16 protein-coding genes are annotated in these 14,055 nt (G+C 72.7%); 10 read left to right on the top strand and 6 right to left on the bottom strand.

The features are described from left to right. The first annotated feature begins 75 nt into the window (after positions 1-75). Together EDD29_RS22695 and EDD29_RS22700 are read left to right on the top strand one after the other, a co-directional pair. Positions 76-975: an NmrA family NAD(P)-binding protein gene (locus EDD29_RS22695; protein WP_123666349.1), complete on the top strand. Its 900-nt coding sequence runs from the start codon at positions 76-78 to the stop codon at positions 973-975. Positions 976-1,020: 45 nt separating this feature from the next. Beyond that, entirely contained in the window at positions 1,021-1,554 is a 534-nt protein-coding gene (locus EDD29_RS22700) for a hypothetical protein (RefSeq protein ID WP_123666350.1), read from the top strand. Between the two features lie 22 nt (positions 1,555-1,576). On the opposite strand, the gene EDD29_RS22705 is transcribed toward EDD29_RS22700, so the two are convergent. Next, the gene (locus EDD29_RS22705; protein WP_123666351.1) at positions 1,577-2,338 is read right to left on the bottom strand and encodes an IclR family transcriptional regulator; all 762 of its coding nucleotides are present in this window, start codon (positions 2,336-2,338) and stop codon (positions 1,577-1,579) included. A 65-nt stretch (positions 2,339-2,403) separates the two neighbouring features. On the opposite strand from EDD29_RS22705, the gene EDD29_RS22710 reads away from it, so the two are divergent. Genes EDD29_RS22710 through EDD29_RS22740 form a run of 7 tightly spaced genes read left to right on the top strand, consistent with a single transcriptional unit; the run spans position 2,404 to position 8,696 of the window. Next, a complete protein-coding gene (locus EDD29_RS22710; RefSeq protein ID WP_123666352.1) occupies positions 2,404-3,375 on the top strand; it encodes an ABC transporter substrate-binding protein in 972 nt (323 codons plus the stop codon). Further along, on the top strand, positions 3,372-4,352 hold the full coding sequence (locus tag EDD29_RS22715) for an ABC transporter substrate-binding protein (RefSeq protein ID WP_123666353.1): 981 nt from the start codon (positions 3,372-3,374) through the stop codon (positions 4,350-4,352). The genes EDD29_RS22710 and EDD29_RS22715 overlap by 4 nt, the downstream gene beginning before the upstream one ends. After that, complete coding sequence (locus tag EDD29_RS22720) at positions 4,349-5,191, top strand: ABC transporter permease (RefSeq protein WP_123666354.1); 843 nt, start codon at positions 4,349-4,351, stop codon at positions 5,189-5,191. The genes EDD29_RS22715 and EDD29_RS22720 overlap by 4 nt, the downstream gene beginning before the upstream one ends. Continuing rightward, entirely contained in the window at positions 5,188-5,892 is a 705-nt protein-coding gene (locus EDD29_RS22725) for an ABC transporter ATP-binding protein (protein WP_123666355.1), read from the top strand. The genes EDD29_RS22720 and EDD29_RS22725 overlap by 4 nt, the downstream gene beginning before the upstream one ends. Then, complete coding sequence (locus EDD29_RS22730) at positions 5,889-6,719, top strand: LLM class flavin-dependent oxidoreductase (RefSeq protein WP_211359842.1); 831 nt, start codon at positions 5,889-5,891, stop codon at positions 6,717-6,719. Before EDD29_RS22725 ends, EDD29_RS22730 begins: the two co-directional genes overlap by 4 nt. Next, on the top strand, positions 6,712-7,815 hold the full coding sequence (locus EDD29_RS22735) for an LLM class flavin-dependent oxidoreductase (RefSeq protein WP_246052940.1): 1,104 nt from the start codon (positions 6,712-6,714) through the stop codon (positions 7,813-7,815). The genes EDD29_RS22730 and EDD29_RS22735 overlap by 8 nt, the downstream gene beginning before the upstream one ends. Then, positions 7,812-8,696 (top strand): ABC transporter substrate-binding protein, encoded by an 885-nt coding sequence (locus EDD29_RS22740; RefSeq protein WP_123666356.1) that lies wholly within the window; start codon positions 7,812-7,814, stop codon positions 8,694-8,696. The genes EDD29_RS22735 and EDD29_RS22740 overlap by 4 nt, the downstream gene beginning before the upstream one ends. A 166-nt stretch (positions 8,697-8,862) precedes the next feature. Here the strand turns inward: EDD29_RS22740 and EDD29_RS22745 are convergent, their stop codons facing one another. The 5 genes from EDD29_RS22745 to EDD29_RS22765 form a co-directional block, all read right to left on the bottom strand. Further along, a complete protein-coding gene (locus tag EDD29_RS22745; protein ID WP_123666357.1) occupies positions 8,863-9,372 on the bottom strand; it encodes a hypothetical protein in 510 nt (169 codons plus the stop codon). 136 nt (positions 9,373-9,508) lie between these two features. Continuing rightward, entirely contained in the window at positions 9,509-10,243 is a 735-nt protein-coding gene (locus EDD29_RS22750) for an ABC transporter permease (RefSeq protein ID WP_123666358.1), read from the bottom strand. Then, positions 10,240-11,202 carry an aliphatic sulfonate ABC transporter substrate-binding protein gene (locus EDD29_RS22755; RefSeq protein WP_123666359.1) on the bottom strand — a complete coding sequence of 321 codons (963 nt, stop codon included), beginning with the start codon at positions 11,200-11,202 and terminating at the stop codon, positions 10,240-10,242. Before EDD29_RS22755 ends, EDD29_RS22750 begins: the two co-directional genes overlap by 4 nt. Continuing rightward, positions 11,199-11,981, bottom strand: coding sequence for an ABC transporter ATP-binding protein (locus EDD29_RS22760; protein WP_211359843.1), 783 nt, complete (start codon positions 11,979-11,981; stop codon positions 11,199-11,201). The genes EDD29_RS22755 and EDD29_RS22760 overlap by 4 nt, the downstream gene beginning before the upstream one ends. Positions 11,982-12,154: 173 nt before the next feature. Beyond that, positions 12,155-13,060: an oxidoreductase gene (locus tag EDD29_RS22765; RefSeq protein WP_123666361.1), complete on the bottom strand. Its 906-nt coding sequence runs from the start codon at positions 13,058-13,060 to the stop codon at positions 12,155-12,157. A gap of 127 nt (positions 13,061-13,187) precedes the next feature. Between EDD29_RS22765 and EDD29_RS22770 the strand changes: the two genes are divergently transcribed. Then, the gene (locus EDD29_RS22770; RefSeq protein WP_123666362.1) at positions 13,188-14,048 is read left to right on the top strand and encodes a helix-turn-helix transcriptional regulator; all 861 of its coding nucleotides are present in this window, start codon (positions 13,188-13,190) and stop codon (positions 14,046-14,048) included. The last annotated feature ends 7 nt before the right edge of the window (positions 14,049-14,055 follow it).

Genomic DNA, 14,055 nt, shown 5'->3' on the forward strand with positions numbered 1-14,055 from the left:
GCCCCGCCATATCGTAGCGGAAGCTAAACGGCGGGCCCCGCCGTTTAGCTTCCCATCCATGAGGAGCAAGAAATCATGACCACTGCCACCGCACCCGTCCTGGTCACGGGGTCCACCGGCCGTCAAGGCGGCGCCACCGCCCGTGCGCTCCTGGCCGCCGGCACGCCCGTGCGCGCACTCGTCCGTTACCCGGACTCCGCGCCGGCCCGGGCCGTCGAGGCCCTGGGCGCGGAACTGGTGAAGGCCGACCTTTCCGACCGGGCCTCCCTGGACGCGGCCGTCGAGGGGGTCCGCGCGGTGTTCTCGGTGCAGATGCCGCCGATGACCGAGACCAGCGTCGACCACGCGGCGGAGCTGGCGCAGGCCGTCAACCTCGCCGACGCCGCGGTGGCGGCCGGCGTGCGGCACTTCGTGCAGTCCTCGACGAGCGGGGTCGGCGAGCACACCCGGGCCCCCGGCTGGGCGGAAGGCCGCTGGGCCGCGATGGAGGGCTACTTCACCACCAAGCAGGCGATCATCGACAAGGTGCGGAGCACGGGCTTCGAGCGGTGGACGATCATCAAGCCCGCGTTCTTCATGGACAACCTCCCCCAGCTCGCCCCCAACGGACCCCGCGGCGGCCTGCTGACGGTCCTGCAGCCGGACACCCGGCTGGCGCTGGTGGCGACCGAGGACATCGGCGCGGCCGCCGCGCACGCGATCGCCGACCCCGACCGTTTCCACGAGGTGGAGCTGGAACTGGCCGGCGAGCTGCTCAGCCTGACCCAGATCGCGCGGACCCTGTCCACGGCGTGGGGCGTGCCGGTCTCCGCCCCGTCCATGACCCTTGAGGAGGCCCTCGCAGCGGGCATGCCCGCCTGGGGCGCCGGACACGCATGGACCAACGCCGTCCTCCAGCCCGCCCGCCCCGAATTCGCCCAGGCGCTCGGCATCCCGGTCACCACCTTCGCCGACTGGACCCGCACCCACTTGTAGGCCATGACCCTCTGAGCCGGCACCCCGGACCTCTAGGGTGCGGGGATGAAGATGATCAGTAAGGCCGCGGTGCTGAGCGCGGCCTCACTCGTCGCCGGCGGCGCGCTGCTGTACCGGTCGGCGACCGTCTCCGACGGACTGCTGACCCTGGCGCTGGTCCTGGCCCTCTTCGCGGGCGTGTCGCTGGTGGTCGCGGTGACGGTCGTGCGCGCGCTCCGCGCCGGGCCGCAGGCGATCTGGCTGGCCCTGCCCGTGCTGATCCTGGCGGCGAGCTTCGCGACGACGGACTCGGATCTGCCGGAACGGGTCCTGCTCAGCGCGATCGACGACGACCTTCGCAGGATCGCCGAGAGCGGCGAGCCGGGCAGGGCCGGGCTCTACAAGATCGAGGAGCCGATGCGGGAGGGCACCGCGGTCCTCCTCCAGGTCGCCGGCACGGGTTTCATCTTCGCCCACGCCGGATTCATCTACGCGCCGGACGGCCCCGGCACCATCCCGCCCCTCGGCGAGGGCTTCGAGAGCCTGGACTACGAACACATATCCGGCCCCTGGTACGAGTACTACGTGGTGGAGAGCTGACCATCACCCCACTCTGAGCGCGTCAGCCGGGGTGGCCGATCCAGCGTTCCTCCGGGGGAAGGAGCAGTACCTCAAGCGCACGGGCGCAGGCCAGAGCGCGGGTGACGAACCAGGCGAGCCGGGCGGTGGTGATGACCGCGGGCGTGGCGCGGACGGCGAGGGCGTACCGGGCGTGGCCGAGGCAGTCCAGGACGGGGACGGCCAGGGTTCGCACGCCGGCCTGCGATTCGCCGTCGTTCACGGCGTAGCCGTCCTCGCGGGCCTGGGCCAGTTCCTCCCGGAGTTCCGCGGGGTCGACGATCGTGCGGTCGGTCAGCGCGGGCAGCGGTCCCAGTTCGGTGAGGTCGCTCGGGCGCGACCAGGCCAGCAGGACCTTGCCCAGCGCCGTCGAGTGCAGCGGCCGACGCAGCCCGAGGCCGGTGTCCGGGCGGACGGAGTCGCCGACCAGGATGAGCACCTCCCGTTCCGAGCGCAGGGCGAGGTCGACGGTGGCCGAGGTGGCCCTGGCGAGCGCGGCGAGTTCCGGCCCGGCCCGGTGCAGTCCGCGCTGGTGGAAGCTCAGCTGGCCCAGCTCGGCCACCGACGGGCCGAGCCGGTAGCGGGCGCCCGCGGCGTCCTGTTCGAGGAAGCCCGCCGTGGCCAGCGAACGCGCCAGCCGGTGCGCGGTCGAGGTCGTCAGTTCCAGGCGCCGCGCCAGGTCCGAGACGCCGAGCGTCGGCCCGCTGTCGCGGAACGCGCGCAGCACCGCCAGGGCCCGGTCGACGGACTGTGTTCCCTGCGTCATCGTGCACCTTCCCGTATCGCGGGACTAAACTTGTCCTACCTGAATGGTAGTGATTATCTCTCGGCATGGCTCCACCGATCCTCTGGTTCACCCGCTGTCCGGTCCCCACCGCGACGGGAATCGCCGCTGACCTGGGCTGGCTCTCCGCCGAGTTCGCCCCCGACGGGATCGCCGTCCGGTCCCTCCAGGACGGCGTCTCCCCCGACGAGGCCGAGACCCACTACACGCACGCTCTCACCGGGCTCTTCCGCGAGGGCGGCAACGTTCCCGCCCTGTGGGCCAGGGCGCGCGGCGAGCGCACGCGACTGCTCGGGCTCACCTGGATCGAGGAACGCCAGGCGATCCTGACCCGGCGCGGCGAGCCCGTCACGTCCCTGGACGGGCTGCGCCTCGCCGTGCCCCGCCGCGACATCTCCATCGACTTCTGGCGGGCGATGGCGCTGCACGGCTTCGCCGGGGCCCTCCGCGCCGACGGCCGCGACCTGGCCGACGCCGTGCTCGTCGAGGTCGAGGCCGCCAAGGACGCGCCCCAGTGGGAGGCCGAGCTGACGGCCCTGGCGAAAGGCGAGGTCGACGCGGTCTATGTCAAGGGGGCGCTGGCCGTCGAGGCGGCGCTCCGGCACGACGCCGACGTCGCCGTCGACCTCGACGCGCTGCCGGACCGCCGGGCCCGGATCAACAACGGCACCCCGCGGCCGATCACCGTCCACCAGACCCTCCTGGACGAGCGGCCCGAACTCGTCGTCCGGTTCCTCGCGGTGCTGCTGCGCGCCGCCGACTGGGCCGCGCGTGAGCCCACTGAGCTCCGCCGGATCCTGTCCGCCGAGACGGGCGCGGGCGGCGACGCCGTCGCCCGCGCCTACGTCCACCAGCCCCTCCACCCCGACCTCTCGGACGAACGACTCGGCCTGCTCGCCGAACAGGAGCGCTTCCTGCGGGCGCACGGCTTCCTCGAAACAGCAGTCGACGTCCACGCCTGGGCCGACCCGGCACCCCTGACCGCCGCACGTGAACTGATCAACAAGGAGACCCCATGAAGCCCCTCGTTCTGCTGGCGGCCGGACTCACCGCGCTGCTCGGCCTCACCGCGTGCGGCGGCGGCTCCGACGACGGCGCGCAGTCGTCGGGGAGCATCACGATCCGCATCCCCGACCCGGGCAACACCGGCCCGCTGGCCGTCGGGAAGAAGGACGGCACGCTCGCCGCCGCGCTCGCCGAGGTGAACGCCAAGGTGGAATGGGCCGGCGAGTTCGGCCCGTTCGCACCGGCCGCGCAGGCGATCAACGCGGGGTCGCTCGACATAGCGACGGGCTCGATCACCTCCGGGATCGGGGCGCTGGCCGTCAAGCCCACCTTCAAGATCTTCGCGGTGCAGCCGCCCGCGGCCGGAGAGGGCATCCTCGTCAAGGCGGACTCCGCGATCACCTCGGTCGCGGACCTCGCCGGGCGCTCCGTCGCCGTCAACCAGGGCGGCACGGGCGAGTACCTGCTGCTCAAGGCGCTGCAGAAGAACAACGTGCCGGTCGACAAGGTCAAGCGCGTCTACCTGCCGCCCACCGACTCCCCCGCCGCGTTCAACTCCGGACAGGTCGACGCCTGGGCCACCTGGAACAGCTACTCCGCGCCCGCGATCGCCAACGCCGGCGGAAAACTGCTGGTCGACGGCGCCGCGATCGACTCCGACAACTACACGATCTACGTGGTCGCCGACGCCTTCCACAGCGCGCACCCCGAGGTGGTGAAGGTCCTCACGAACTACCTGCACGACGGGTCCGTCAAGCAGCAGGCCGACCCGGCCCCGTTCGTGAACGTCAACACCGAGGCCGGGCCGCAGGCCGTCACCGGGAAGCTGAAGGACGTCACGCTCGGCTTCCTCAAGGGCACCGAACCGGTCAGGCCGGTCACCGCCGACGACGTCGCGCGGTTCGCGGAGGTCTCTCGGTTCTTCACCGACCAGAAGGTCATCAAGCAGCCGGTGGACGTGGGCGCGCACACGCTGGTCGGACTGTCATGACGACGACCACGACCAAGACCGCGCCCGGGATCGCGGGCCTGGTCGCCCCCGATCCGCCGAAGGCGCGCACCAGGCGTCCCGGCCTGTCCCTGGCGCTGCGGACCCTCGGGCCGATCGCCCTGTTCGCCCTCTGGTGGACCGGGTCCGCGCGCGGCTGGATCCGGCCCGACGTGCTCGCCTCGCCGGGCGACGTCGGCGGCGCGTTCGGTGAGCTGTGGGGCGACGGCCAGCTCCAGGACGCGCTGCGCGTCTCGCTGACCCGGGCCGGGCTCGGCCTCTCCCTCGGCATCTCGGCGGGCCTGGTGCTCGGGGTGATCAGCGGGCTGACCCGGCTCGGCGAGGAACTCGTCGACTCCTCGGTGCAGATGCTGCGGGCGGTCCCGTTCCTGTCGCTGGTGCCGCTGTTCATCGTCTGGTTCGGCATCGACGAGTCCTCGAAGATCCTGCTGATCGCGGTCGCCGTGTCGTTCCCGACCTACGTCAACGTGCACAGCGGCGTCCGCAACGTCGACCGCAAGGTCGTCGAGGCGGCCCGGACGTTCGGGCTGAGCGGGCCGCGCCTGGTCTTCGAGGTGATCCTCCCGGGCGCGCTGTCCTCGATCCTCGCGGGCGCCCGGCTGGCGCTGACGATCAGCGTGATCGCGCTGATCGCGGCCGAGGAGATCAACGCGACGGCGGGGCTCGGCCACCTGATGAACCAGGCGCTCAACTACGTGCGCACCGACATCCTCGTCGTCTGCATCATCCTGTACGCGGTGCTCGGCCTCACCGCGGACCTGCTGGTCCGCCTGGTCGAGCGGCTCATCATGCCGTGGCGGCGTCAGGTGGCGGTCCGATGAGCCGGGCGGTGGAGGTCCGCGGCGTCCGGCGGGTGTTCGACGGACGGGCCGTCCTCGACGGCGTCGACCTCGACGTCCCGCAGGGCGAGTTCGTCGCGCTGCTCGGCGCGAGCGGCACCGGGAAGACCACCCTGCTGCGGATCCTGGCCGGGCTGGAACGCACCGACGGCGGCACCGTCCTGGTCCCGCCGGAACGTACCGTCGTGTTCCAGGAACCGCGCCTCGTGCCGTCCAAGCGGGTGCTCGGGAACGTCGTCATCGGCCAGCCGCGCGGCGCGCGCGGACGGGGACTCGAAGCGCTCGCCGAGGTCGGGCTCGAACGGCACGCCAGGTCCTGGCCCGCCACACTGTCCGGCGGCGAGGCGCAGCGGGTCGCGCTCGCCAGGGCGCTGGTGCGCGAGCCGCGCCTGCTGCTGCTCGACGAGCCGTTCGCCGCGCTCGACGCGCTGACCCGGCTCCAGATGCAGGACCTGATCGGCGCGCTCGTCCGGCGGCACCGGCCCGCCGTCCTGCTGGTCACCCACGACGTCGACGAGGCCGTCCGGCTCGCCGACCGGGTCCTCGTCCTGCGGGACGGACGGTTGATCACCGACCGGCGGGTCGAGCCGTCCGGTGAGCACGACGTCGCGGAACTGCGCGCCGACCTGCTCGCCGACCTCGGCGTCGCCGGGGCGCCCGTACGAAAGGACGTCTCCCTGTGAGCCGCGCCGAAATCCATGTGCTGGCGCCGACGCGCTTCGCGGACCGTCCTGACCTGCCCGGGTTCGTGACGGACGTCCGCCCGGCCCGGCGGGACCCGGTCGGGCGGGCCGCCAAGGCCGCCGACCTCGCGGGACTGGCCGGGCTGGTCGTGCCGTTCGATCCCGAGGGCGTCGAGTCGCTGGTCTCGGCCGCCGGGGCACTGCGCGCGACCCGCCACGCCCGGGTCACCGCCGAGTTCCACCCCGCCGTCACCACGCCCGTCTACGCCGCGAAGCTGTCGGCCTCGCTCCAGCGGTTCTCCGCGGGACGGCTCGACTGGAAGATCGCCGTCGACCTGGACCGCGACGTCGCCCGCGCCCAGGGCGACTTCCTCGAAGGCCCCGACCGGTACCGGCGGGCCGCGGAGTTCCTGACGATCGCCAAGGGCGTCTGGCACGCCCCGTCCTTCGACTTCGAGGGCGAGTTCTACCAGGTGCTCGCCGGCGGGCTCAGATTCCCCGCCTCTCCCGGCCCGTTCCCGCGCGTGTACCTTTCCGGCTCGTCGCCGGAGGCGCTCCGGCTGTCCGCCGAACACGCCGACGTCCACGTCCTCGACACCGCGGACCAGGAGATCCCCGACCTTCCGGGCGTCACGCTCGGCCTGCGGCTGAGGCTCGCGGACGTCGACACGACCGCCGCCACGATCCGCGAACAGGTCGACCGGGGCGTCGGCGTCTTCCTGATCGACGCCGAGCCGCTGCCCGACGCCGCCTATCTCCTCGGCGAGTCCCTGATCCCCCGGCTCGCCCGGCTCGCCCGGCAAGACAAGGAGACCGTCCGTGGTTGACCTCTACTGGCGCCTGCACATGGAGGGCGACCAGACCTCGCTACGCCACCGCGTCAACAGCCGGGGCGGCTTCGCCCCGGACGCGCCGGGCCGGATCGCGCCGGGCGTCCGCGACGGAGCGCCCGACGGGTTCGGCCACCTGGACTACCTCGCCGAGGTGGCCCTCGCGACCGAGGACGCCGGGCTGGTCGGCGGCCTGATGCCGTCGTTCCCGCACACCGACGACCCGTGGGCGGCCGCCGCGTCGCTGGCCGCCGAGACGTCCGCCTACCGGTTCATGATCGCGTTCCAGCCCGGGTTCCTGCACCCCGTCCAGGCCGCGCGGATGACCGCGACGCTCCAGCGCGCCACCGGCGGGCGGGTCGTCTTCAACATCATCTCCGGCGGGGGCGGGCCGCCGCAGCTCTGGTGGGGCGACAAGGTCGACCACGACGACCGCTACGACCGGACCTCGGAGTTCCTGGACGTCCTCAAGGGCGTGTGGCACGGCCCGTTCGACCACAAAGGCCGCTTCTACCAGGTCGAGAACGCCGGGCTGCCCGACTGGCTGCGCGGCCAGCCTTTCCCGGAGATCTTCTTCTCCGGCTCCTCCCCCGCCGCGATCGCCGCCGCGGGACGGCACGCCGACCACTACCTGTCCTGGCTCGAGCCGTTCGAGGCGCTGGCCGAGAAGTTCGCGCTGGTCCGCGCGCACAGCGAGACCCCGCCGAAGTTCGCCGTCCGCGTCGACGTCCTGGCCCGTGAGACCGAGGACGAGGCGTGGGAGGAGATCCGTCAGGGCTGGGCCGCCCGCCCGGCGCGCGCGGCCGAGCACGGCGACTCCGTCGGCGTCCGGCGCGGCAGATCCTTCCTCGACGGCGCGGGCGACGGCTTCCGCGACCGCGAGGTCCAGCCCAACGTGTGGGGCGGCTTCAGCGAACTGCGCGACGGCCCCGCGTTCGGCCTCGTCGGCTCCTACGCCCAGGTCGCGGCCCGGCTCGACGAACTCCTCGCGCTCGGCGTCGACGCCCTCATCCTCGCGGGGATGCCCCATCTGGAAGAAGCCCGCCGGATCGGCGCGCACGTACTGCCCCTCCTGAAAGGACCCCTGTCATGACCGTCCGCGTCGGATACTTCCCGCAGAACAACTCCCTCTGGGTGCTGCGCCACCTCGGGATCCTGGAGCGCACCATCCCCGACGTCGAGTGGGTGAACCTGCGCGACCTTCCGTCCGGCGAACGCGTCGACCCCACGCGGGGGCTGCCGTCGGTGCACAGCGACCACCTCTTCGACGGCGGCTACGACTTCATCGGCACCGGCTCCACCCCGCCGGTCACCGCCCAGAGCCTCGGCCGCGACATCGTCTACGTCGCGATCTCCGGACCGCGGATCGAGAACGGACGCCTCGTCGTCAAGGCCGGCTCCGGCATCCGGGACGTCGCCGACCTGAAGGGCCGCAAGGTCGCGCTCGGCCACGGCTCCTGGCAGACGACGCTGCTGCTGCTCGCCCTGGAGAAGGCCGGGCTGGGCTGGAGGGACATCGTCCCCGTCGACGTCTACGACGACGCCGCGCAGCGGTTCCTGTCCGGCGAGGTCGACGCCTGGGTCGGCTCCTACCCCTACCTGACCGAGGTCGAGGCGCAGACCGAGGTCCGCACCCTGATCGAGACCGACGGCCTGTTCAGCCACCGCTCCCTGTGGTTCACCCGCCGCGACTTCGCCACCGACCACCCCGCGGAACTCGCCGCGATCGTCGCCGCCCTCCAGGAGGCCGACGCCTGGACCGCCGCCCACCCGCGCGAGGCCGCCGCCTTCTTCGCCGCCTCCGACGGCCGCGACCTGGACGCCTGGGAACACGCCCTCCGCACCCGCCCCTGGGGCCTCCTCCCCATCACCCCCGACTTCGTCGCCGAACAACAACACGCCGCCGACCTCTTCCACGCCAACGCCCTGATCCCTCACCCCATCCGCGTCTCCAACGCCCTCCTCCCCACCTGACCCACCCCGCAGCGCACTCCGACGGCGGCCCCGAGCGGATCGGTCGATGGCTGCTGGAAGGCCGAGTCGGCGCGGGCGTCGTCCACCGGGACCTCGAACCCGACAACGTCCCGATCGATCACGGAACACCTGCCCGGGCTCGGTCACCCCGGGCGGGTGTCCCGGGTCAGGTGGTCGGGCCCGGGGAGGTGGGGCGTTTGGTGGTGTCTTGGTGGGCTATGGCTTCGGCTATCTGGTCCAGGGCGGTGCGGAGCATGGTGCCGTAGGCGTCGTTGGGGAGGGTCGGGGCGTGGGTTCGGGCGGCGGTGAGGTGGTGGGTGGCGGCGGTGAAGGAGCCTAGGCGGCGGTAGTCGTCGGCGAGGTTGAGGTGGAGGGACGGGTAGAAGGCGGCGATCTGGAGGGTGGCGTGGTGTTCCTGGACGCGGTGGTCGGTGAGGGCGTCGGCGGCGTCGAGGGCTCGGATGTCCCAGGCCAGGGCCTGGGCGGGGTCTTCGTAGAGGTCGGCCAGGTAGTGGGCGAGTGAGCAACGGTGCAGCGGGTCGCCGGTGGGGCCGATCGCGGACCAGAGGGCCAGGAGTTCGCGGCGGGCGGCGGCGGTGTCTCCGGCGTGTCCTTCGGCGACGGCTCGGCCGATGGCTTCCATGGTCGGGTCGGGGTCGGTGGAAGGGGTGGTCATCAGAGTGTTCCCCGTCGTCTCTGCTCGGGCGGAGTGGAACCGCGCCGGGTCGGTCCGGCGCTCCGCCATCGTCGAGCTTCGACCGACTTGAAGGTCAAGCCCGTGAGCGCGCCCCTTGTCGCCGAGACGGACGCCCTCAGACGGGAAGGCGGCGTTCCAGGAGGCCCAGGGCCGCGTCGGTGAGCTTGCCCAGGACGGCCAGGAGGAGGATCGCCAGGAGGAGGACGTCGGTGCGGCCGGTGTTCTGGCTGTCGACGAGGAGGAAGCCGAGACCCGCGGCGGAGGCGATGAGTTCGGCTGCGACCAGGAAGAGCCACGCCTGGGCCAGGCCGAGGCGCAGGCCGGCGAAGGCGGCGGGGGCGATGCTCGGCAGGAGGATGCGGCCCAGCAGGGTGGGGCCGTGCAGGCCGTAGGCGCGGCCCACTTCGAGCAGGTGCGCGTCGGCGTGGGCGAGGGCCGCCGAGACCGTCGTGTAGACGGGGAAGAAGGCGCCGATCGCGACCAGCGTGATCTTGGGGCCTTCACCGATGCCGAGCCACAGGACCAGCAGCGGGACCCACGCCAGCGACGGCACGGCCCGCACTGCGGCGATGGTGGGCGCGGCCAGCTCGCGCACCGGCTTCACCATGCCGACGAGCGCGCCGAGCGCCAGTGCCGCGGCGGTGCCGAGGACGAATCCGATGAGGACCCGCCGGCCGCTGACCGCGAGATGTTCCCAGAGCTCGCCGCGGCGGATCAGCTCCGCCGCCGCGTCGACCAGGTCGGACGGCGGGGGAAGCTGCTCCCTGCCGTACAGGCCGGTCGTCACCGCCACCTGCCAGAGGACGAGCAGGACGAACGGGACGACCAGCCCCTTGACGGGCACTCTCACGAAGCGTCGGCCTTCTGCGCGAACTGCGGGTCGAAGAGGGTGTCCAGTGCCGTCTTGGCCGAGGACTCGTCCTTCACCTGGCCCTCGTCGACCAGGACGGGCAGGATCCGCTCCAGCACGGTGCGCTGCGCGGCACCGGGAACCGGGCTGACGGTGAGGTCGGTGCGCTCGGTCAGCACGACCTTCGCCACGTCGGGCGTGACACCGGATTCCTTGGCGAGGAGCGCGACGGCCGCGTCGGGGTTGGCGGTGATCCACTCGCGCGCCTTCTCATAGGCGTCCACCACCTTCTGGGCGAGGTCCGGGTGGTCCTCGATGAAGTCCTCCCTGGCGTTCAGGAACCCGTAGGAGGTGAACCCGGTGTTGCGGTAGAAGAGCTTCGACCCGGAGTCCACCTCGGACTTCGCCATGATCGGGTCGAGTCCCGACCAGGCCTCGACGTCGCCGCGCTTCAAGGCGGCCTCTCCGTCGCCGTGCTGCAGATTGACGACCTCGACGTCGGTGCCGGACAGCCCCGCCTCGTGGAGCGACTGCAGGAGGAAGAAGTAGGGGTCGGTCCCCTTGGTCGCGGCGATCTTCTTGCCCTTGAGCTGGGCGACGGACGTGATCGAGGAGTCCTTCCCGGTGACCAGGGCGGTCCACTCCGGGTGGCTGTAGATCTCGATCGCCTTGATGGGCGTCCCGTTGGCGCGCGCCTGGAGCGCCGCCGCGCCCGCGGTCGATCCGACGTCGACGGTGCCCGCCCGCAGGTTCTCGTTGGCCTTGTTGCTGCCGGCCGACAGCACCCACGTGACGTCGAGGCCGTCCTTCTCCAGCCAGCCCTGCTCGCGGATGACGAGGCTCGCGGGGTTGTAGTAGGCGTAGTCGAGCTTGACCTCGGGCTTGCCGTCCTCCTCCGCGGAGGAGCAGCCCGCGGCGAGGAGGGCGACTGCGGCGAGGGCGGCGGCCGTTCTGATCATCGGGCTGGCTCCTGTTCGTGGGGGTGATGGCTGGGGACGCCCAGCTGTTCGAGGAGTTCGGCGCTGAGCGCGGCCAGGGCGGGGCCGCCCCGGTCGCGCGGACGGGGTTCGCGGATCTCGGTCACGGAGTGGATGACCGCGCCGCCGGACTCGGTCCTGAGCAGGACGATCCGGTCGGCGAGGTGCAGGGCCTCGCCGACGTCGTGGGTGACCATGACGACGGTGCTGGCGCCGCGCACCTCGTCGAGCAGGTCCTGCATGCGCAGTCTGGTGAGGGCGTCGAGCGCCGCGAAGGGCTCGTCGAGCAGCAGGACGCCGGGGTCGCGCGCCAGCGCGCGGGCCAGCGCGACCCGCTGGGCCATGCCGCCGGACACCTGCCGGGGCCGGTGCCGGTGGAACTCGGCGAGCCCGACGAGGTCGAGCCAGCGCTCGGCGTCCGCGCGGTCGCGGCCCTTGGGCAGGCCGAGGGCGACGTTGCCGGCGAGGTCGCGCCAGGGCAGCAGCCGCGGCTCCTGGAAGACGATGGCGGTGCGCCGATCGACGCCCTCGACGCCCCTGCCGTCCAGGAGCACCTGCCCTTCGGACGGTGTGTCAAGGCCGGAGATCAGCCGGAGCAGCGTCGACTTGCCGCAGCCGGACGGCCCGAGCAGCGCGACGATCTCGCCGGGCGCGATCTCCAGGTCGATGGAGTCCAGCACCGCGTGCGGCCCGCCCTTGCCCACGCCGGGGAAGCTCCGCCCGACGCCGCGCAGGCTCACCGCCGCAGGAACGACAGCCACACCATCCACCCCATTCCCGGTTAAGACGGTCTAAAAAGTAGCCTATGCGCCCGCTTACCACCATGACGGACTTTTCGATCCCCCTCCAGCCCAACCCTTGAACCCGCCGCCCGCCGCGCTCGGCCACCGGTTCGGGGCCCGGCTCCGGCGCGTGGCTCGGCCCGCGGGCCCGGTCAGAGGTACCTGACGCCGGTCAGTTCCTCGGCCGCCGCCCAGAGCCGCGCGCCGACGGCCGGGTCGGCCGCTTCCCGGCCGAGCCGGGCCTCGGTGACCCGCCCCCGGGTCTCCCAGAGTCCGGCCGGCCCGAAGAACTGGCCTCCGCGCACATCGGGCTCGGTCGCGGCGCGCAACTGCGGCAGCGCGCCCTGCTCTACCGGCTGGGTGACCAGAAGGCCGAACCGTGCGATCAATTGCCCGAGGCGGCCGCGGTGCTCCCAGGCACGCGGAGTCAGGTTGGTGCGGGTGAGGCCGGGGTGGGCCAGCGTGCTGACGATCGGCGATCCGGCGGCGCGCAGACGGCGGTTCAGCTCGACGCCGAAGATCGTGGTGGCGAGCTTGGACCTGCCGTAGGCGGGGGCGGCCCGGTAGCCGCGCTCGAACATCAGGTCGGCGAAGTCGAGGTGCGCGTTCTTGTGGGTGATCGAGCTGAGGCTGACGACTCGGGATTCCCGCGCCGCGGCCAGGTTGCCGAGCAGCAGGCCGGTCAGCGCGAAGTGGCCCAGCATGTTGGTGCCGAGGTGTAGCTCGAAGCCGTCGGCGGTGGTGCGGCGCGGCCCGAGCAGGACCGCGCCCGCGTTGTTGACCAGCAGATCGATCGCCGGGTGGTCGGCCGTGAGGCTCGCGGCGAACGCGCGTACCGAGTCGAGGGAGGCCAGGTCCAGCTCCCGTACCTCGACGTCGCCGCCGATCCGGCGGGCCGCCTCCCGACCGGCGGAGGTGTCGCGGACGGCGAGGACGACCCGGGCGCCGTGCCGGGCCAGCTCGGTCGCGGTGACCAGGCCGAGGCCCGAGTTCGCGCCGGTCACGACGGCGGTCCGGCCGCTCTGGTCGGGGATGCGGTCCGCGGTACGGGTGATCATCCGTGGCTCCTAGGGAAGTCGGTGTGGCCGCCGACGTTAGGCGCGGGCCGGGCGGGCTCGGTCGCTCCAGGTCGCCTAGGACTGCCGGACCTACCTTGCGCACCCGGTGCGCAGGCACACTTGCGGCATGACCCATCCGTACGCCCGCGAACTCGGTGATTTCCTACGCGCCCGGCGCGGCAGGCTGCGCCCGCGCGACGTCGGCCTGGAGCCGGGCGGCCGGCGCAAGGTCACCGGGCTGCGGCGCGAGGAGCTGGCCCTGCTGGCCGGGCTGAGCACCGACTACTATCAGCGGATGGAGCAGGGCAGGCCGGTCCGTCCGTCCGACGACGTCCTCGACGCGCTCGCCGCCGCACTCGTCCTCGACGACGACGAACGCCGGCACCTGTTCACCCTCGCCCACGCCGCCCGGCGCCCGGTGCCCGACCGGGTGGACCACGGTCCGGAGCGGGTGCCGGACGGCACCCGGCGGCTGCTGCGGGTGATGGGCACCCCGGCGGTCGTGCTCGGCCGGCACCTCGACCTGCTCGCCTGGAACCCGATGGCGGAGGCGCTGCTCGGCGACCCGGGCGCCCGCCCGCCCCACCGGCTGAACATGCTCCTGCTGATGTTCGACGACACCCTGACCGGCGAGCGGAACTGCCCGGACTGGGAACGGCAGACCCTGGACTACATCGGCATGATGCGCGCCGCCGTCGCCACCGACCCCACCCATCCACGCGCCACCGCCATCGTCGGCGAACTGAGCATCCGCAGCGCCGAGTTCCGCCGGCTGTGGGCCCGCCACGACGTACGCGCGTCGGTCAGCGGCACCAAGACCTTCCGGATCCCCGAGGTCGGCGACGTCACCCTGGACTGGGACACCTATCCACTGCCCGGCAACCCCGGTCCCGTCATGCTGGTCTACACCGCCGAGCCGGACAGCCCCGACGCCGACCGGCTCCAGCTCCTGGCGTCCCTGCACGCGACCCGCGCCCGGGGCCGGTGAGCCCCGC

The organism is Actinocorallia herbida, from assembly GCF_003751225.1.
Classification (GTDB): domain Bacteria; phylum Actinomycetota; class Actinomycetes; order Streptosporangiales; family Streptosporangiaceae; genus Actinocorallia; species Actinocorallia herbida.